Raw genomic sequence first — 13,435 nt, 5'->3', positions numbered from 1 at the left:
TTTTATAGGCTTGTAGAATGTTTGGGTTGGACTTTTTGCTCAGGATAGATATGGTTAATGGCATTGTTGACAGCAGTAGGTGCCTCACCCAGCCCAGTCGCAATCAGGTCAATCTTCCCCTCGTAGCTACAGCAGTCTCCAGCCGCATAGATACCTGGCATGGAAGTTTCTTGCTTGCTGTTGACTAAAATCTTGTGACGGTTAAGTTCCAAGCCCCAATCTTTGAGATTGCCGACAGAGGATTTAAAACCGTAGTTGACAAAGAGGTGATCCAGAGGCAGAAGCTGACTTTCCTCTCCTTTGACTTGGCTGATTTCCAAGTGGGTTATCTTGCCATTTTCACCAACCAATCGACTGGGTACAAATGGTGTCTTAATCTCAACACTAGAAGCCTTGAGTTCTTCCACACTATGCTCTAAAGCCCGGAAGTTATCCCGACGGTGAACCAGGCTGGTTTTTGCGATTTTTTCAAAAGCTAGTGCCCAGTCAACAGCCGAGTCACCACCTCCCAGAATAACAACCTTTTTGCCAGCATACTGACTGATGTTTGAAACGTGATAGTGGAGGTTGCTGAAAGATTCAGCATCGTCTAACTCCAAAGCCCTCGGTTTGAAGGCGCCGCCTCCCATGGCAATGATGATGGTTTTGGTTTGATGCTGGGCTTGAGAAGTCGTGATGGTGAAGCCATCATCAGATTTAACGATATCCAGCACCGTTTCATTGAGGCAAATCTCAGTCTGGAAAGTTTCCAACTGCTCAATCAGACGCTGTGTCAGTTCTTCGCCACTTAGATTGGTAAAGCCCGGTACATCCAGAATCTTCTTCTCTGGATAGAGAATGGCCGGCTGACCGCCCAGCTGAGGCAGGGAATCAATGATTTTAACCTTGGCTTGGCGCAGATGAGCGTAAAAAGCTGCGAATAGGCCAACTGGACCGCCACCGACAATCGTAATATCATACAGTTCAGACATAATTTTCCTCAATCTTTTTAAAATAAACTAGCATTATTGTACCACAAAAAGGGGTTGAGATGTAAGCAAATGTTTTGAAGCCATCTTAAAAGCCCCATCTGGGGCTTAAAATTAGATAACAAATAAATCATTGAGGTTTTCAGCCAACGTTGGGTGGGTGAAGATTTGCTTGCTCAAGTAGGTGTAAGGAATCTTATTATCCATGGCTACAGTCAGGATATTGATAATTTCCTGAGCCCCAGCTGAGAAGATAGTCGCTCCGACGATTTCCTTGGTTTCAGTGTTGACAACAGCCTTGAAGGCACCGCGTAAGTCAGCATTGACATGTCCACGAGGCATTGCTGCGACTGGAATCTCCTTAACTGCAATCGGCAGGCCTTGCTCTTTGGCTTCCTTTTCAGTCAATCCGATTTGAGCCAAAGGTGGTGTGATGAACATGCTGGTAGGGACGTTTTTACGGTCTTCCAGTGTGTAGCTGCCATCGCCAGCCAGATAGCTATAAAGGATACGGAAGTCATCCAATGAGATATAAGTAAACTGCAGACCGCCATTGACATCGCCCGCTGCAAATACACCAGGTACAGATGTTTCCAAGTGCTTATCGACCTTAATCGCTCCGCGCTCTGTCAGCTCGATATCTGTATTTTCCAACTGTAGTGGTTCAACATTCGGCTTACGACCGGTAGCATAGAGTAGGGCATCAAAGCGGAATTCTCCAGATTCTGTCACAACTACAACTTCGTCACCATCATTTTTGACCTGTGTGGTACGTACATTTTGTAAGAGTTGGATTCCGTCTTCTTCCATGTATTGCTTAGCTAGAGCAGCGATAGAAGGCTCTACTCGAGGGAGAAAGACAGGTGCAGCATCCAGCACAGTCACCTGACTGCCCAATTTGTTGTAGAGTCCAGCGAATTCTAGTCCGATGTTACCGCCGCCCAGAACTCCCAAGCGTTTAGGAAGTTCCTTCAGATTTTGAATGCCAGTTGAGTCATAGACATGCTCGGTTTCAGTCAGTCCAGGAATTGGCAGGACATTGGAAACGGCACCGGTATTGATAACAATAGTTTCAGCCGTCAGTTCCTCTTTTTCATCGCCAACTGTGATTTCGATGACCTTATTTGAAAGAAAATGAGCTTCCGCATCAATGATGTCGACACCAGCGCCACTGATTGCTGCGTAGTTCTTCCCGTTGAGACGGCTGGTAACAGCATTCTTTTCAGCCATGACTTGGTCGAAAGCCAGGCCTTTTTCAGCTGCGACAAGCAGGGTCTTGGTTGGGATGCAGGCGATATTGATACAGGTTCCCCCGTACATAGCCTTGCTTCGCTCAATCAAAGCAACTTTTTTTCCTTGAGCCGCCATTTTGGCTGCCAATGTTTTACCGGCCTTCCCAAAGCCGATGACAATTAAATCATAGGTTAACATAATTTACCTCCATTTTTCAAAAAAGATTGTATCATATCTAGTCAGAAATTGCTGATTTCTGCTACGCTTTTTTTCTTCAGTATTTTTAGTGTTTATTTTTATACAGAATGTCCATTTTTGAGCAATGTTTTCGCAGTTCCAGTCAGTCTGTGTTATACTAAGTTTCGTTATTTATTTTAGGAGGTCAAAATGTCTATTGTTACACTTATTTTGGCAAGCTTGGTTGCCTTGGAATTTTTCTATATCCTGTACTTGGAGACCATCGCGACGACTTCGGTAGCGACAGCTCGGGTTTTCGGCATGTTACAAGAGGAGTTGGAGCAGCAGTCGGTCAATACTCTTTTCAAAAACCAATGAGTATACAACGGTCTGATAGCTGTTTTGGTCTTGATTGCGGCCTTTGTACAGCCTAGTCCGGTTTGGCTGGGAATTTTTATGGTTTATATCATCTTGGTGGCAGCATACGGTGCAGTGACCAGTGACCCCAAAATCCTGTTCAAGCAGGGAGGGCTGGTTATGCTGACCCTACTTAGTTTATTTTTCTAAATAGAGTGAGGAAAATTGATTTCTCGCTCTTTTTTATATAATGATTGACTTTTTTGTTAGACAAGTGTAGAATAAAATTAGAAATAGCATTAATTTAGAAAGCGCGTGGGAACGATGAAAAGATCTATTAAACGTTTGCCAGACGGGGAATTTACTATTTTAAAGGTAATTTGGCAGCTGCCTACACCGACGACCTCTGCCCGTATCATGGAAAAGCTGGGACCAGACAATCACTGGAAGCCTCAGACTTTGCTGACAGTCTTGGCTCGCTTGACAGAAAAGGGCTTTTTAGAAAGTGTCCGCAAGGGGCGTGAAAGGCAGTATACAGCCTTAATCTCAGAAGATGAGTATCTGGAAGTTGAGGCTTCGGATTTCTTGAAGCGTCATAGTGGTCGTTCTATGGGCGGTTTTGTCAAAACACTCTTTTCTTCTAACTCCTTTTCAGAAAATGAATTGGATGAGCTGCGTAGTTTGCTCAACCAAGGAAAGTAGGATGGAGGGATAAGCATGAAACAGTTCCTTCTTTCTTTTCTGCTGACCAGTTTGTCGACATCCATTTTGGTGCTTTTGCTTAGTCTGCTTTTTACGGCCTTTAAGACTAAGATTTCGGTCAGAGTGAAGTATTTTATTTGGTTTCTGATATTGCTAAGTTTTCTGTTTCCGTTCCGTCCTCAGTTCGGCTCAGGCCTGATTCGGCTGAATACAGGATCGGTAGTTCAGACAGCAGTGACTGCTACCCAGACAGGTGGAGCTCAGGGCGCTTCTCCAGCAGTTGAAAAAGCTGCCCAGCCAAATCTGTGGGAGGCTTTTCTAAACCTGCCTTGGTTTGAAATTCTCTTTGCCATCTGGCTGATTGGCTTTTTCTTTAGTGTAGGAAGATACGCTTATTCTTATATTCGCTTCAGAAAGATGCTGAAGCGCTGGGGCACGGAGTTTCAGGACGAAGAAGCGATGGCTCAGTTGCGGGCTGTTCAGCAGGAGATGGGAGTTAAGGGCCAGATTCGTCTGCTCCACTATCCTATGTCCCAAAGTCCTATGCTGCTAGGTTTCAGAGATATTTTAATCGTGCTTCCAGAACTTGACTACACGGAAGAAGAGCTGCAGCTGATTTTCAAGCATGAGCTGACTCACTATAAGCATCGCGATGTTTTAATCAATCTCTTAGGGATTTTTGCCAAGAGTCTGCACTGGTTTAATCCGGTTGTCCGCTTTGCCTGCCGTGAAACCCAAGAAGCAGGAGAAATGTACTGTGACTACGATGTTCTGAGCTGTAGAGATACAGAGTATCGGACGTTCTACGGTGAAACGATTTTGACCATGATAGACCGCAGTAAGAAGACCCCAATTGCTCTGACGACCTGCTTTTACTCTGACAAGTTTAATCTCAAGCGTCGGATTGTCGGTATTATGGATAACCGGCTGCCTAAGAGGTTTCTGTCTGCTGCCTTTGTAGTGGCAGTTCCTCTCCTTTTGCTCTTGACTAGCTCGGTCTTTGCTCTAGAAAGCCCAGCTGCTCAACAAAGCCAACCTGTAGCGGGTCAAAAACAGCCCCAGGGACTCAGTCAGCGTCAGGCACTAGCATCCGTCTTAAAAGAGCTGTCTCTTTCTGAAAAAGATATTAAAGATTTACAAATTTCGCGTGAGAAAGACACTTATAAGATTCTTTTCTCTCACGAGCAAACAGCCCATGAAACCATTGTCAATGCTAGGGATGGAAAACTGATCCAATCCAAGCAGCATACCATTGTCGAAAAGACGGTAACGGTCGAAAAAGAAGTCAGCCCATCCTCGTCAGCTGCATCAACTCCAGCTGACAACAGCGCTACTGCAGGCGCAGGGAATACGGGAGCAGCGGGCTCGACCGGAGCAAATACTGGAGCTAGTACAGCGACAGTTCAAACTCCGTCTCAGAACAGTTCCTCTCATACGACAGACACTGATGATCCAGATGATGATGATGACCATGATGATGATTAAATAGAGGATTCTGCCAGTTTAAGTTTCTTAAAAGCTTAGACTGGTAGAATTTTATTATCTTCTCAAAGGGGGATTTGGCAATCCTCCAAGAGCAGTTAGTCATCAGTTTATCTTTTATTTTAGGTCGATTTTGCTTACAGTTTGCATTTCGTTTCCTAATGCTAAAAAAACTGAAAGATTATTTATCTTTTTTCTTGACATTTATAAACGACAAGTGTAGAATATACTCATAAACTACATTTGTAGAATGATTTCAAAAAATACTCTTGGAAAGGAGAAGAAAGCAAAGCTTATCCATACGCTTGTAGGATGCAGAGCGGAAGCTCTATTTCTTTTAAAAGCACAAACTACATTTGTAGAATCAAAGGAGAATTCAAATGAAACAAAAGCAAATCCAAACAAACTTCCAACGAATCGAAACGAAGTATATTCTTGACCGAGCAATGCTAGCTCGTCTTGAAGCTGATATGAGACCTTACCTCACCGCAGATGATTATGCGACATCCACCATTTCTAATGTGTATTTTGATAATGATGAGTTCCAGATGATTCAAGATTCCATTGCCAGAAAAGGCGGTTGTGAAAAGATGCGGATGCGGACTTATGCTGAGCAGCCGAATGATGATAGTCAAGTTTTCTTGGAAATCAAGAAGAAACGCGATGAAGTAGGTTTCAAATACCGTTTGGTTTCGAATCCTCTCTCTGTGACCAACTATATTGTGAACGGTGTGGCAGACCATACTATTTTTGATGATCGGGTCAAGGCAGAAGTGGAGCAGTTGCAGGAGCGCTATATAGATTTGAAGCCAAAAATGGTGATTAGCTATGACCGCTACTCTATGAGAGGATTGGAAGATAAAAAGGTACGTGTGACAGTTGATTCCAACATCCGCTACCGAGATTATGATGTAGACTTGGCTTTAGGCCGCTATGGACTGCCCTTGCTGGAAGACGACAAGGTGATTATGGAAATCAAGGTTCCTGGTCAATATCCTCAGTGGCTGGCTGATATTCTGAATAAATACGGTCTTGAAGACCAGTCCTTTTCAAAATACGGCAATGCCTACCTGAAAACTAAAGAAAGGCTGACTCAAACAGTCAAGGCCTAAGGAGGTAGTTTATGCTCAATCAGTTATTTAACAGTATCTACTCCTCTACGGAAATCAAGATAAATCCTTTAGCATTGATTTTTTCACTAGCAACTAGTGTGGTTTTAGGAATTATCTTGGCCAAGGTCTATAAGCGCCAAACCATTTATACCAAGGAATTTGTCGTCACCCTCTCCCTTTTGCCAGCCATTATTTCCATTATCATCTTCTTGGTTAATGGAAATCTGGGTACCAGTGTCGCCGTAGCAGGGACTTTCAGCTTGATTCGCTTCCGGTCGGCCGCAGGTGGCTCCAAGGAGCTTCTAGCCATCTTTATGGCGACAGCTATCGGGATTACAACGGGGATGGGCTTTGTAGCATTGGGAATTGTCTTTACTCTAGCTATTTCAGGCATCTGGATGCTCTTTGAAAAGATGAGCTTTACTTCAGTCAGTCCGACCAGACGTTATGTCCAGGTTCAGGTTCCAGCTGATTTTGACTACGAAGTACTCTTTGATGCTATCTTTGAAACGACTTGTAAATCAGCCGAACTGACATCTCTCAAGTCGGCTGAAAAGAAGTCTATCAAGCTGGACTATGTTGTTGACTTGAATCCTGACATGAGCGACAGAGAGCTCATTCAGCAGTTCCTGTTCTATGATAAGGTGCAGGACATTTCCCTTTCCAAAGCTGCTAAGAAGCGTAAAACCCTCTAAGCAAAAGAAGACCAGCTGCAGCAGAGCAGTTGGTCTTCTTGTTTGTATCATAAAAAGGGGATACATCATACTTACAGAAAATACTTGACACTCTTTTCTATATGTGGTATGATTATATAGATTTTGGACTTGAAGGGAGTGAAAAAAATGTCAAAAACAGTAGTACGCAAGAATGAATCACTTGATGATGCACTTCGTCGTTTCAAACGTGCGGTTACTAAAGCTGGTACTCTTCAAGAAACACGCAAACGTGAATTCTATGAAAAACCTTCTGTAAAACGCAAACGCAAATCAGAAGCAGCTCGTAAACGTAAAAAATTCTAATTGAACAAAAAAGCAGACTCCGGTCTGTTTTTTGTTTTCACTCTTTGGAGAGAAGGGGATGATTGTGAGCAATAGGCAAGAAAAAAACACTGATTTTCATCAGTGAATTCTCTTTATTTTTTCTCAGCCAACAAAGCTTTGATTTCTTGCAGGACTTCCAATTCAGTTGGTCCAGCTGGCGCTTCTTCAGCTTCTTCCTTCTTCTTAGCAAGGCTTTGTGCTTTTTCAGCAGACTTAACGATGAAGAAGAGAACAGTACCGATTACCAAGAAGTTAATTACAGCGCTCAAGAAGTTACCATAGGCAATCCCGTTCCATTTCAGATCAGCAATTTGATTCAAGTGTGCAGCATCCAAAATTGGTTTGAGGAAGAGAGGAGTGATTACGTCAGTAATCAATGAAGTGACGATTGCTCCAAAAGCGTTGGCGATGATCACACCGACTGCCAAATCAATCACGTTCCCGCGCAGCAAGAATTCTTTAAGATCCTTTAACATTCTTTCTTTCCTTTCAAGAATTTATTAATGAGATTATATTATAGCTTATTTATATGACATCTACAAGATATTTGTTTGTCAAATATTTTACATTTGCTTCATTTTAGTATAAAATATAGAATGATATTCTATGATAAATTGGAGGTATTGTCTCTTGATTGATAAAGAAATCATTTCTGAAATTAAAAACAGCGTCAATATCGTCGATGTCATAGGAGAAACGGTGGCCTTGACCAAGGCTGGGCGGAATTTCCTGGGACTCTGTCCCTTTCATGGCGAAAAGACGCCCTCTTTTAACGTTGTAGAGGACAAGCAGTTTTATCACTGTTTTGGCTGCGGCAAGTCGGGCGATGTCTTCAAATTCATTGAGGATTATCGAGGCGTTTCCTTTATGGATGCTGTGCAGATTGTAGCAGATCGGGCAGGGATTCCCTTGGCTGTAGAGACAGCGGGCAATGACCGACTGAGACAAAGCCATCCGCACCAGGCTCTCTACGATATCCATACCGAGGCAGCGAAATTTTATCATGCGGTTCTGATGACGACCAAGATGGGAGAGGAAGCGCGGGCTTATCTCTACCAGCGGGGTCTGACAGATGATGTTCTTAAGCATTTTCAAATCGGCCTGGCTCCAAATGAAGGCAATTATCTTCATAAGAGTATGGCTGGAAAGTTTGATGAGAATACCATCATGAACTCGGGCCTCTTCAATCTGGCGGAGAATAATCTGGTCTATGATGCTTTTCAGAACCGGATTATGTTTCCCCTGACCAATGACAGCGGGCAGGTTGTGGCCTTTTCCGGACGGATTTGGCAAGCGGCGGCTTCAGACGGCCATCAGGCCAAGTACAAAAACAGTCGCAGCACCGCTATTTTCAATAAAAGCTACGAGCTCTATCATCTGGATAAGGCCAAGCCGGTTATCAAGAAGAGCCATGAGGTCTATCTGATGGAAGGTTTCATGGATGTGATTGCGGCTTATCGGGCCGGGATTGAAAATGCGGTTGCCTCGATGGGAACAGCTCTGACGCCTGAGCATGTCCAGCATCTGAGCAAGTATTGCAAGAAGATTATCCTATCCTATGATGGAGATAGGGCAGGGCAGGCAGCGACTGCAAAGGCTTTGGATGAGCTGAAAGATATGACGGTGGAAATTGTTCGGATTCCGGATAATTTGGATCCGGATGAGTTTCTCGCTAAAAATTCTGAGGAAGATTTGCAGCATTTACTGAGCAAAACGCGAATAAGTAATGTGGAGTTTCTGCTGCATCATCTGAAACCAGATAATATTGAAAATCTACAGGCTCAGATTGAGTTTGTAGAGAAGATGGCACCGATTATTGCGAAGACCAAGTCCATCACAGCGCAGAACTCCTATATTTACATGCTGGCTGAGTTGCTGCCGGACTTTGACTATCAGCAGGTGGAGCAGACGGTGAATAACAGCCGGCTGGCTGAGCGCTCTAGTCGCAGTCAGGAGGCGCCCACTCAGCAGTCTCAACCAGTCGTCATGCAGTTTTCGCCTTCGAACCGGCTGAGTCGTCTCATGAGGGCGGAAAATCATATCTTCCACCGCATGATACATCATCCTTTGATATTGAACCAATATCGGCTGAGAGAAGATTTTGTCTTTGACTCGGAAGAATTGCAGATCTTGTATGAGATTTTACTGGCAAATGGCGAGGTGACACCGCAGGATTTGTCCCAGCTGCCGGATCATGTCCAGCAGGCTTGGTACCGCGTCTTGGAAGAAGACTTGCCGGATGAGGTTTTGGAAGATGAGTTGAAAGAAGTGGAAGAAACCAGAGAGCGGGAGATTTTGCGCAAGCATAATCAGTTTATTAGTAAGAAGATTCGAGAAGCCTCTCACAGCGGAGATACGGATACAGCCTTATCCGAGCTGGAGCGCTTGATTGAGCAAAAAAGAAGAATGGAGTAGGAATGGCTACAAAACAAAGAGAAGTAACAACATTAGACGTTCAAATTGCAGAATTTATCCGCAACCACAAGCAGACAGGGGTTGCGACAGATGATGAAATCAATGACCAGCTGGTTATTCCTTTCACTTTGGATGCTGATGGGATTGAGGATTTGCTGCAGCGTATCCAGGATGCTGGCATCTCAATTACAGATAAGGAAGGAAATCCCAGCGCGCGCGTCTTGAATAACGAAGAGGAAGAAGCAGAGCTGACGGATGAAGAGCTCCTAGGCAGCAATTCAGCCAAGGTCAATGACCCAGTCCGCATGTATCTGAAAGAAATCGGGGTTGTGCCCCTTCTCAGCAATGAAGAAGAGCAGGAGCTGGCTATCTTGGTAGAACAGGGAGACTTGGAAGCCAAGCAGCGTCTGGCTGAGGCCAATCTTCGTCTGGTTGTTTCCATTGCTAAGCGCTATGTCGGCCGTGGCATGCAGTTCCTTGACTTGATTCAAGAAGGGAATATGGGGCTGATGAAGGCTGTTGATAAGTTTGACTACACCAAAGGATTTAAGTTTTCAACGTATGCGACTTGGTGGATTCGTCAGGCCATTACCCGTGCGATTGCTGACCAAGCTCGGACTATTCGGATTCCGGTCCACATGGTGGAAACCATTAACAAGCTAGTCCGCGAGCAACGTAATCTCTTGCAGGAATTAGGTCAAGATCCTACGCCTGAGCAAATCGCTGAGCGGATGGATATGACACCTGACAAGGTTCGTGAGATTCTCAAGATTGCTCAAGAGCCGGTGTCGCTGGAGACGCCTATCGGTGAGGAAGATGACAGCCATCTTGGGGACTTTATCGAAGATGAAGTGATCGAAAATCCAGTCGACTATACTACTCGTGTTGTCCTTCGTGAGCAGCTGGATGAGGTCTTGGATACGCTGACAGACCGCGAGGAAAACGTCTTGCGTCTGCGCTTTGGTCTGGACGATGGAAAAATGCGGACGCTGGAAGATGTCGGTAAGGTCTTCAATGTCACCCGCGAGCGGATTCGCCAGATTGAAGCCAAGGCTCTGCGTAAACTTCGCCATCCAAGCCGCAGCAAACCACTCAGAGACTTTATCGAAGATTAAGAAGTGAAGAGTAAGAAGGGGCAGAAATTTTTCAGCAGGAAGCATAAAGTCGGCAACCTTAGCTGAAAGCAAAAGCCCCCTCGAGCTAACTTGAAATTTCTGCTATATCTATAAGGAGGATATTGCATGTCAGAAAAAAAATACAGCCCTGAAGAAGTTGAAAAGATTAAAACACGTATTTTGGAGAGCTTGGAGCAGGTCATTGACCCAGAGCTGGGGATTGATATTGTTAATCTAGGTCTAATCTATGAAATCCGTTTTGATGAGACCAATGGAGAGACGGAAATCGATATGACCCTAACAACCATGGGATGCCCTCTGGCGGATCTTCTGACTGACCAGATCTATGATGCCATGTCTGATGTTCCAGAGGTTACCAAGACGGATGTTAAGTTGGTTTGGTACCCAGCTTGGACAGTGGAAAAGATGAGCCGCTATGCTCGGATTGCTTTGGGGATTCGCTAAGAACTGATAGTGAGTGCTGGCCTGCTGTGTGGTAAGTGTCTAGAGTTTTGAGAAAGTGAAAAATTGAATAAGAAATTGACGAGGAAATGAGAAATCATTTCCTCGTTTTTTGTTTGTTTAAGATAACTAAGGAGGGGCTAATATGTCACCTAAAGAAAAAGAATCCAGAGAGGCTATTATTTCATTCTTGATGAAAGAGACTGGTGCTACTCGAAAAGAAACGCTAGAAAATTTGAAAGAGCTAGAAGCTTTTGGATTGATTAGATTTAACTCAAAAGGTGCTTTTAGACTGAGGGAGGTTTAATCAATGCGAGATATAAAATTTATTAGTGCAAGTCATTATCAAACATCAGAACGATTTTATGCATTACCCAAAATTCTGTTTGAAAGCCCTTTGTACGAGAACATGAGATTAGACTCCAAAGTAGCTTATTCTATGCTGAAAGACAGATTGGATTTATCTTTCAAGAACAATTGGATTGATGAAGATGGAAATATCTATTTGGTATATTCTAACTCTAATCTAATGAAGATCCTAAATTGTTCAAAATCTACTCTTTTAAGAATTAAGAAGCAGCTTACAGAATATGGTTTAATTCGTGAAATTCAACAATCTACTAGTAAATCAGGAAACCTTGCTAACCGGATTTACCTTGGTCTACTACAAGATGATACACCTGCTAGAAATGCTGATAAACCAGGTGATTTCAAATCTGACACTAGGGGGGTGTCAAATTTAGACCAGGGGGGTGTCAAAAAAACACCAGGGGGGTGTCAATTTGATACTACCCCGGTATCAAATTTATCCCCTAACGATACTGATATTAGTGATACTGATATTAGTGATACTGAATTAATTCTTTCTGAGGAGGATGAGGAAAAGGCTACTCAAAATTCAAAAAATAAAAATCCAAATTCTCTTTTCCGGAAAGTTGATAAAGCTACCAAGTATGATAAAGATTATATCTGTGATTTGGTCTATGCTCAGCTTTTGGAAGATAGCTATTCAGAAACAGTAATTAGTGTTATCATGCTGCCATTTGAGGATCGTTACAAGTATGCTCTAGAGAACATGCGCTTTGCTCGTTCGTCTGAAATGGTTGCTGAGTACATCTACAATGGGCTACTAGCCACTTACAACAGCAATGCCAGAAAGCAGTTGGAATAAGATTTTGTTCTCTAGGAACAATGAAATAGATTTTACTAGAAAGAAATGTTTGAACGGAGAGGAAATTGATGACACTTTTTGCATATATTTTTATATTTATCACTGTAGTTTTTCTTATAAATCAACTGTATGAATGGTTCTGTATTTCTTGGCAGTTGATTATTGATGAAGGTGCTAAGATAGTTGTTTGGTTTTTAGTTGCTGCTATTTTAACTTTCTTTTTGGGAATAGCTTTTGGATTGCCTCATTTTGAGATTAAATTGATTCCACATTTTTAAAAACTTGACCTCAGTAAGTCGCTAAACTGCTGAAGCACTTTGACAACTGCATATAGCCTCTGCCCTGATACAGCGTGACTATGAGATACAGAATGGGGGGCGGAGTGTACAGCTGAAAACAGCCTCAGTCACATATTGCATTGTTGCAGGTTTGCCGTTATGACCATAAACGGTGCGTAGGAAGTACGGATATAACCTTGATGGTTATACAGCATGGGTGTAAATTAACCTAAATTTATTCGAGAAGGAGAAAAAGAATGAATAAATTTAAAGACCTTGCAGACAATGAAGTCTGCATCAGAGATTTAAAACAGTTAGGACGTGAAGGTGGAGCCTCTGCCTATCTGGAAACTGGTGAGATTTTGGTTTTAAAGCCAAAGTATGGAACCATTTCAAGACGTGGCTACGTTGCCGGAAAGTCTACAGTCGTTGAGTTGAAAGTCGAGTATAAAGACATTTTTTCTGCAATTCGCACAATTACCAGAAATAATATTTTAATTGCAAGAAGATGTCGATTTGGAACGACCAGCGTATTGAGACTGACCGGAACAGGTTATCACCGAACTAGAAGAAAAACAGGAGGAACTACATGACGGATTGGAAAGACGGAAATGATTGGAGTTTTGAAAAACCTCAGGAACAGAACCAGTCCAACCGTCACCCCAGAAAAGATAATAATGAGCCAGTTCATTTTAAAGTGGTTGAGCATATAGCAACGCTATCAACTACTGAAAAAGGCTGGCGAAAAGAACTAAATAAAGTATCTTGGAACGATACAGTTCCAAGATATGATATTCGATCTTGGAAGGACGATTATTCACGAGTTGGCAAAGGAGTCACACTTTTTGAGGATGAAATGATTGTCCTGGGGAAAGTGTTACAACAATTAAATCTAACAGAAGATAGAAAAGAGGAATGAAATA

General features: G+C 43.1%; 16 protein-coding genes and 1 pseudogene. 14 read left to right on the top strand and 3 right to left on the bottom strand.

Features of this window, described 5'->3' with window-relative positions; all coding sequences use genetic code 11:
- Positions 1 to 2: 2 nt before the first annotated feature.
- Both O3620_RS01150 and O3620_RS01145 read right to left on the bottom strand, forming a co-directional pair.
- Positions 3 to 971 carry an NAD(P)/FAD-dependent oxidoreductase gene (locus tag O3620_RS01150; RefSeq protein WP_060976258.1) on the bottom strand — a complete coding sequence of 323 codons (969 nt, stop codon included), beginning with the start codon at positions 969 to 971 and terminating at the stop codon, positions 3 to 5.
- Positions 972 to 1,082: 111 nt separating this feature from the next.
- Complete coding sequence (locus tag O3620_RS01145; protein ID WP_371601341.1) at positions 1,083 to 2,399, bottom strand: FAD-containing oxidoreductase; 1,317 nt, start codon at positions 2,397 to 2,399, stop codon at positions 1,083 to 1,085.
- A gap of 189 nt (positions 2,400 to 2,588) precedes the next feature.
- On the opposite strand from O3620_RS01145, the pseudogene O3620_RS01140 reads away from it, so the two are divergent.
- The 6 genes and pseudogenes from O3620_RS01140 to rpsU all read left to right on the top strand — a co-directional run bounded on the left by O3620_RS01140 (position 2,589) and on the right by rpsU (position 7,050).
- Positions 2,589 to 2,945: pseudogene (locus O3620_RS01140) on the top strand (DUF1304 domain-containing protein).
- Positions 2,946 to 3,059: 114 nt separating this feature from the next.
- A complete protein-coding gene (locus tag O3620_RS01135; protein ID WP_002895954.1) occupies positions 3,060 to 3,437 on the top strand; it encodes a BlaI/MecI/CopY family transcriptional regulator in 378 nt (125 codons plus the stop codon).
- A 15-nt stretch (positions 3,438 to 3,452) separates the two neighbouring features.
- Entirely contained in the window at positions 3,453 to 4,922 is a 1,470-nt protein-coding gene (locus O3620_RS01130) for a M56 family metallopeptidase (protein WP_371601340.1), read from the top strand.
- A gap of 377 nt (positions 4,923 to 5,299) precedes the next feature.
- Complete coding sequence (locus tag O3620_RS01125) at positions 5,300 to 6,031, top strand: polyphosphate polymerase domain-containing protein (RefSeq protein WP_371601339.1); 732 nt, start codon at positions 5,300 to 5,302, stop codon at positions 6,029 to 6,031.
- A gap of 11 nt (positions 6,032 to 6,042) precedes the next feature.
- Entirely contained in the window at positions 6,043 to 6,726 is a 684-nt protein-coding gene (locus O3620_RS01120) for a DUF4956 domain-containing protein (RefSeq protein ID WP_371601338.1), read from the top strand.
- A gap of 147 nt (positions 6,727 to 6,873) precedes the next feature.
- Positions 6,874 to 7,050, top strand: a complete 177-nt coding sequence (rpsU, locus tag O3620_RS01115; RefSeq protein WP_000048054.1) for a 30S ribosomal protein S21 — start codon at positions 6,874 to 6,876, stop codon at positions 7,048 to 7,050.
- A 113-nt stretch (positions 7,051 to 7,163) separates the two neighbouring features.
- Here the strand turns inward: rpsU and mscL are convergent, their stop codons facing one another.
- Positions 7,164 to 7,547 carry a large conductance mechanosensitive channel protein MscL gene (mscL, locus tag O3620_RS01110; protein ID WP_002913711.1) on the bottom strand — a complete coding sequence of 128 codons (384 nt, stop codon included), beginning with the start codon at positions 7,545 to 7,547 and terminating at the stop codon, positions 7,164 to 7,166.
- Between the two features lie 154 nt (positions 7,548 to 7,701).
- Here mscL and dnaG point away from each other — a divergent pair, with 154 nt between their 5' ends.
- The 8 genes from dnaG (at position 7,702) to O3620_RS01070 (ending at position 13,431) form a co-directional block, all read left to right on the top strand.
- On the top strand, positions 7,702 to 9,486 hold the full coding sequence (gene dnaG / locus O3620_RS01105; RefSeq protein ID WP_371601337.1) for a DNA primase: 1,785 nt from the start codon (positions 7,702 to 7,704) through the stop codon (positions 9,484 to 9,486).
- Between the two features lie 2 nt (positions 9,487 to 9,488).
- Complete coding sequence (rpoD, locus tag O3620_RS01100; protein ID WP_371601336.1) at positions 9,489 to 10,601, top strand: RNA polymerase sigma factor RpoD; 1,113 nt, start codon at positions 9,489 to 9,491, stop codon at positions 10,599 to 10,601.
- 126 nt (positions 10,602 to 10,727) lie between these two features.
- Positions 10,728 to 11,066, top strand: coding sequence for a metal-sulfur cluster assembly factor (locus O3620_RS01095; protein WP_002895943.1), 339 nt, complete (start codon positions 10,728 to 10,730; stop codon positions 11,064 to 11,066).
- Between the two features lie 142 nt (positions 11,067 to 11,208).
- On the top strand, positions 11,209 to 11,370 hold the full coding sequence (locus tag O3620_RS01090) for a hypothetical protein (RefSeq protein ID WP_004192262.1): 162 nt from the start codon (positions 11,209 to 11,211) through the stop codon (positions 11,368 to 11,370).
- A 3-nt stretch (positions 11,371 to 11,373) separates the two neighbouring features.
- Entirely contained in the window at positions 11,374 to 12,234 is an 861-nt protein-coding gene (locus O3620_RS01085) for a replication initiator protein A (RefSeq protein WP_371601335.1), read from the top strand.
- A gap of 68 nt (positions 12,235 to 12,302) precedes the next feature.
- Positions 12,303 to 12,512 (top strand): hypothetical protein, encoded by a 210-nt coding sequence (locus O3620_RS01080; RefSeq protein WP_371601334.1) that lies wholly within the window; start codon positions 12,303 to 12,305, stop codon positions 12,510 to 12,512.
- Between the two features lie 257 nt (positions 12,513 to 12,769).
- Positions 12,770 to 13,105, top strand: coding sequence for a hypothetical protein (locus O3620_RS01075; RefSeq protein WP_004192253.1), 336 nt, complete (start codon positions 12,770 to 12,772; stop codon positions 13,103 to 13,105).
- A complete protein-coding gene (locus O3620_RS01070; RefSeq protein WP_371601333.1) occupies positions 13,102 to 13,431 on the top strand; it encodes a YdbC family protein in 330 nt (109 codons plus the stop codon). Before O3620_RS01075 ends, O3620_RS01070 begins: the two co-directional genes overlap by 4 nt.
- The last annotated feature ends 4 nt before the right edge of the window (positions 13,432 to 13,435 follow it).

It is taken from the genome of Streptococcus sp. 27098_8_134 (assembly GCF_041431675.1).
Taxonomy (GTDB): Bacteria; Bacillota; Bacilli; order Lactobacillales; family Streptococcaceae; genus Streptococcus; species Streptococcus sanguinis_R.
Note: the sequence above shows the minus strand (reverse complement) of the source record. Positions and strands in the feature narration are given on the sequence as shown.

What these genes read in the sequence shown, in the direction of transcription:
- O3620_RS01150 (WP_060976258.1), bottom strand. Translation starts at nt 971, where the DNA reads ATGTCTGAACTGTATGATATTACGATTGTCGGTGGCGGTCCAGTTGGC.
- O3620_RS01145 (WP_371601341.1), bottom strand. Translation starts at nt 2,399, where the DNA reads ATGTTAACCTATGATTTAATTGTCATCGGCTTTGGGAAGGCCGGTAAA.
- O3620_RS01135 (WP_002895954.1), top strand. Translation starts at nt 3,060, where the DNA reads ATGAAAAGATCTATTAAACGTTTGCCAGACGGGGAATTTACTATTTTA.
- O3620_RS01130 (WP_371601340.1), top strand. Translation starts at nt 3,453, where the DNA reads ATGAAACAGTTCCTTCTTTCTTTTCTGCTGACCAGTTTGTCGACATCC.
- O3620_RS01125 (WP_371601339.1), top strand. Translation starts at nt 5,300, where the DNA reads ATGAAACAAAAGCAAATCCAAACAAACTTCCAACGAATCGAAACGAAG.
- O3620_RS01120 (WP_371601338.1), top strand. Translation starts at nt 6,043, where the DNA reads ATGCTCAATCAGTTATTTAACAGTATCTACTCCTCTACGGAAATCAAG.
- rpsU (WP_000048054.1), top strand. Translation starts at nt 6,874, where the DNA reads ATGTCAAAAACAGTAGTACGCAAGAATGAATCACTTGATGATGCACTT.
- mscL (WP_002913711.1), bottom strand. Translation starts at nt 7,547, where the DNA reads ATGTTAAAGGATCTTAAAGAATTCTTGCTGCGCGGGAACGTGATTGAT.
- rpoD (WP_371601336.1), top strand. Translation starts at nt 9,489, where the DNA reads ATGGCTACAAAACAAAGAGAAGTAACAACATTAGACGTTCAAATTGCA.
- O3620_RS01095 (WP_002895943.1), top strand. Translation starts at nt 10,728, where the DNA reads ATGTCAGAAAAAAAATACAGCCCTGAAGAAGTTGAAAAGATTAAAACA.
- O3620_RS01090 (WP_004192262.1), top strand. Translation starts at nt 11,209, where the DNA reads ATGTCACCTAAAGAAAAAGAATCCAGAGAGGCTATTATTTCATTCTTG.
- O3620_RS01085 (WP_371601335.1), top strand. Translation starts at nt 11,374, where the DNA reads ATGCGAGATATAAAATTTATTAGTGCAAGTCATTATCAAACATCAGAA.
- O3620_RS01080 (WP_371601334.1), top strand. Translation starts at nt 12,303, where the DNA reads ATGACACTTTTTGCATATATTTTTATATTTATCACTGTAGTTTTTCTT.
- O3620_RS01075 (WP_004192253.1), top strand. Translation starts at nt 12,770, where the DNA reads ATGAATAAATTTAAAGACCTTGCAGACAATGAAGTCTGCATCAGAGAT.
- O3620_RS01070 (WP_371601333.1), top strand. Translation starts at nt 13,102, where the DNA reads ATGACGGATTGGAAAGACGGAAATGATTGGAGTTTTGAAAAACCTCAG.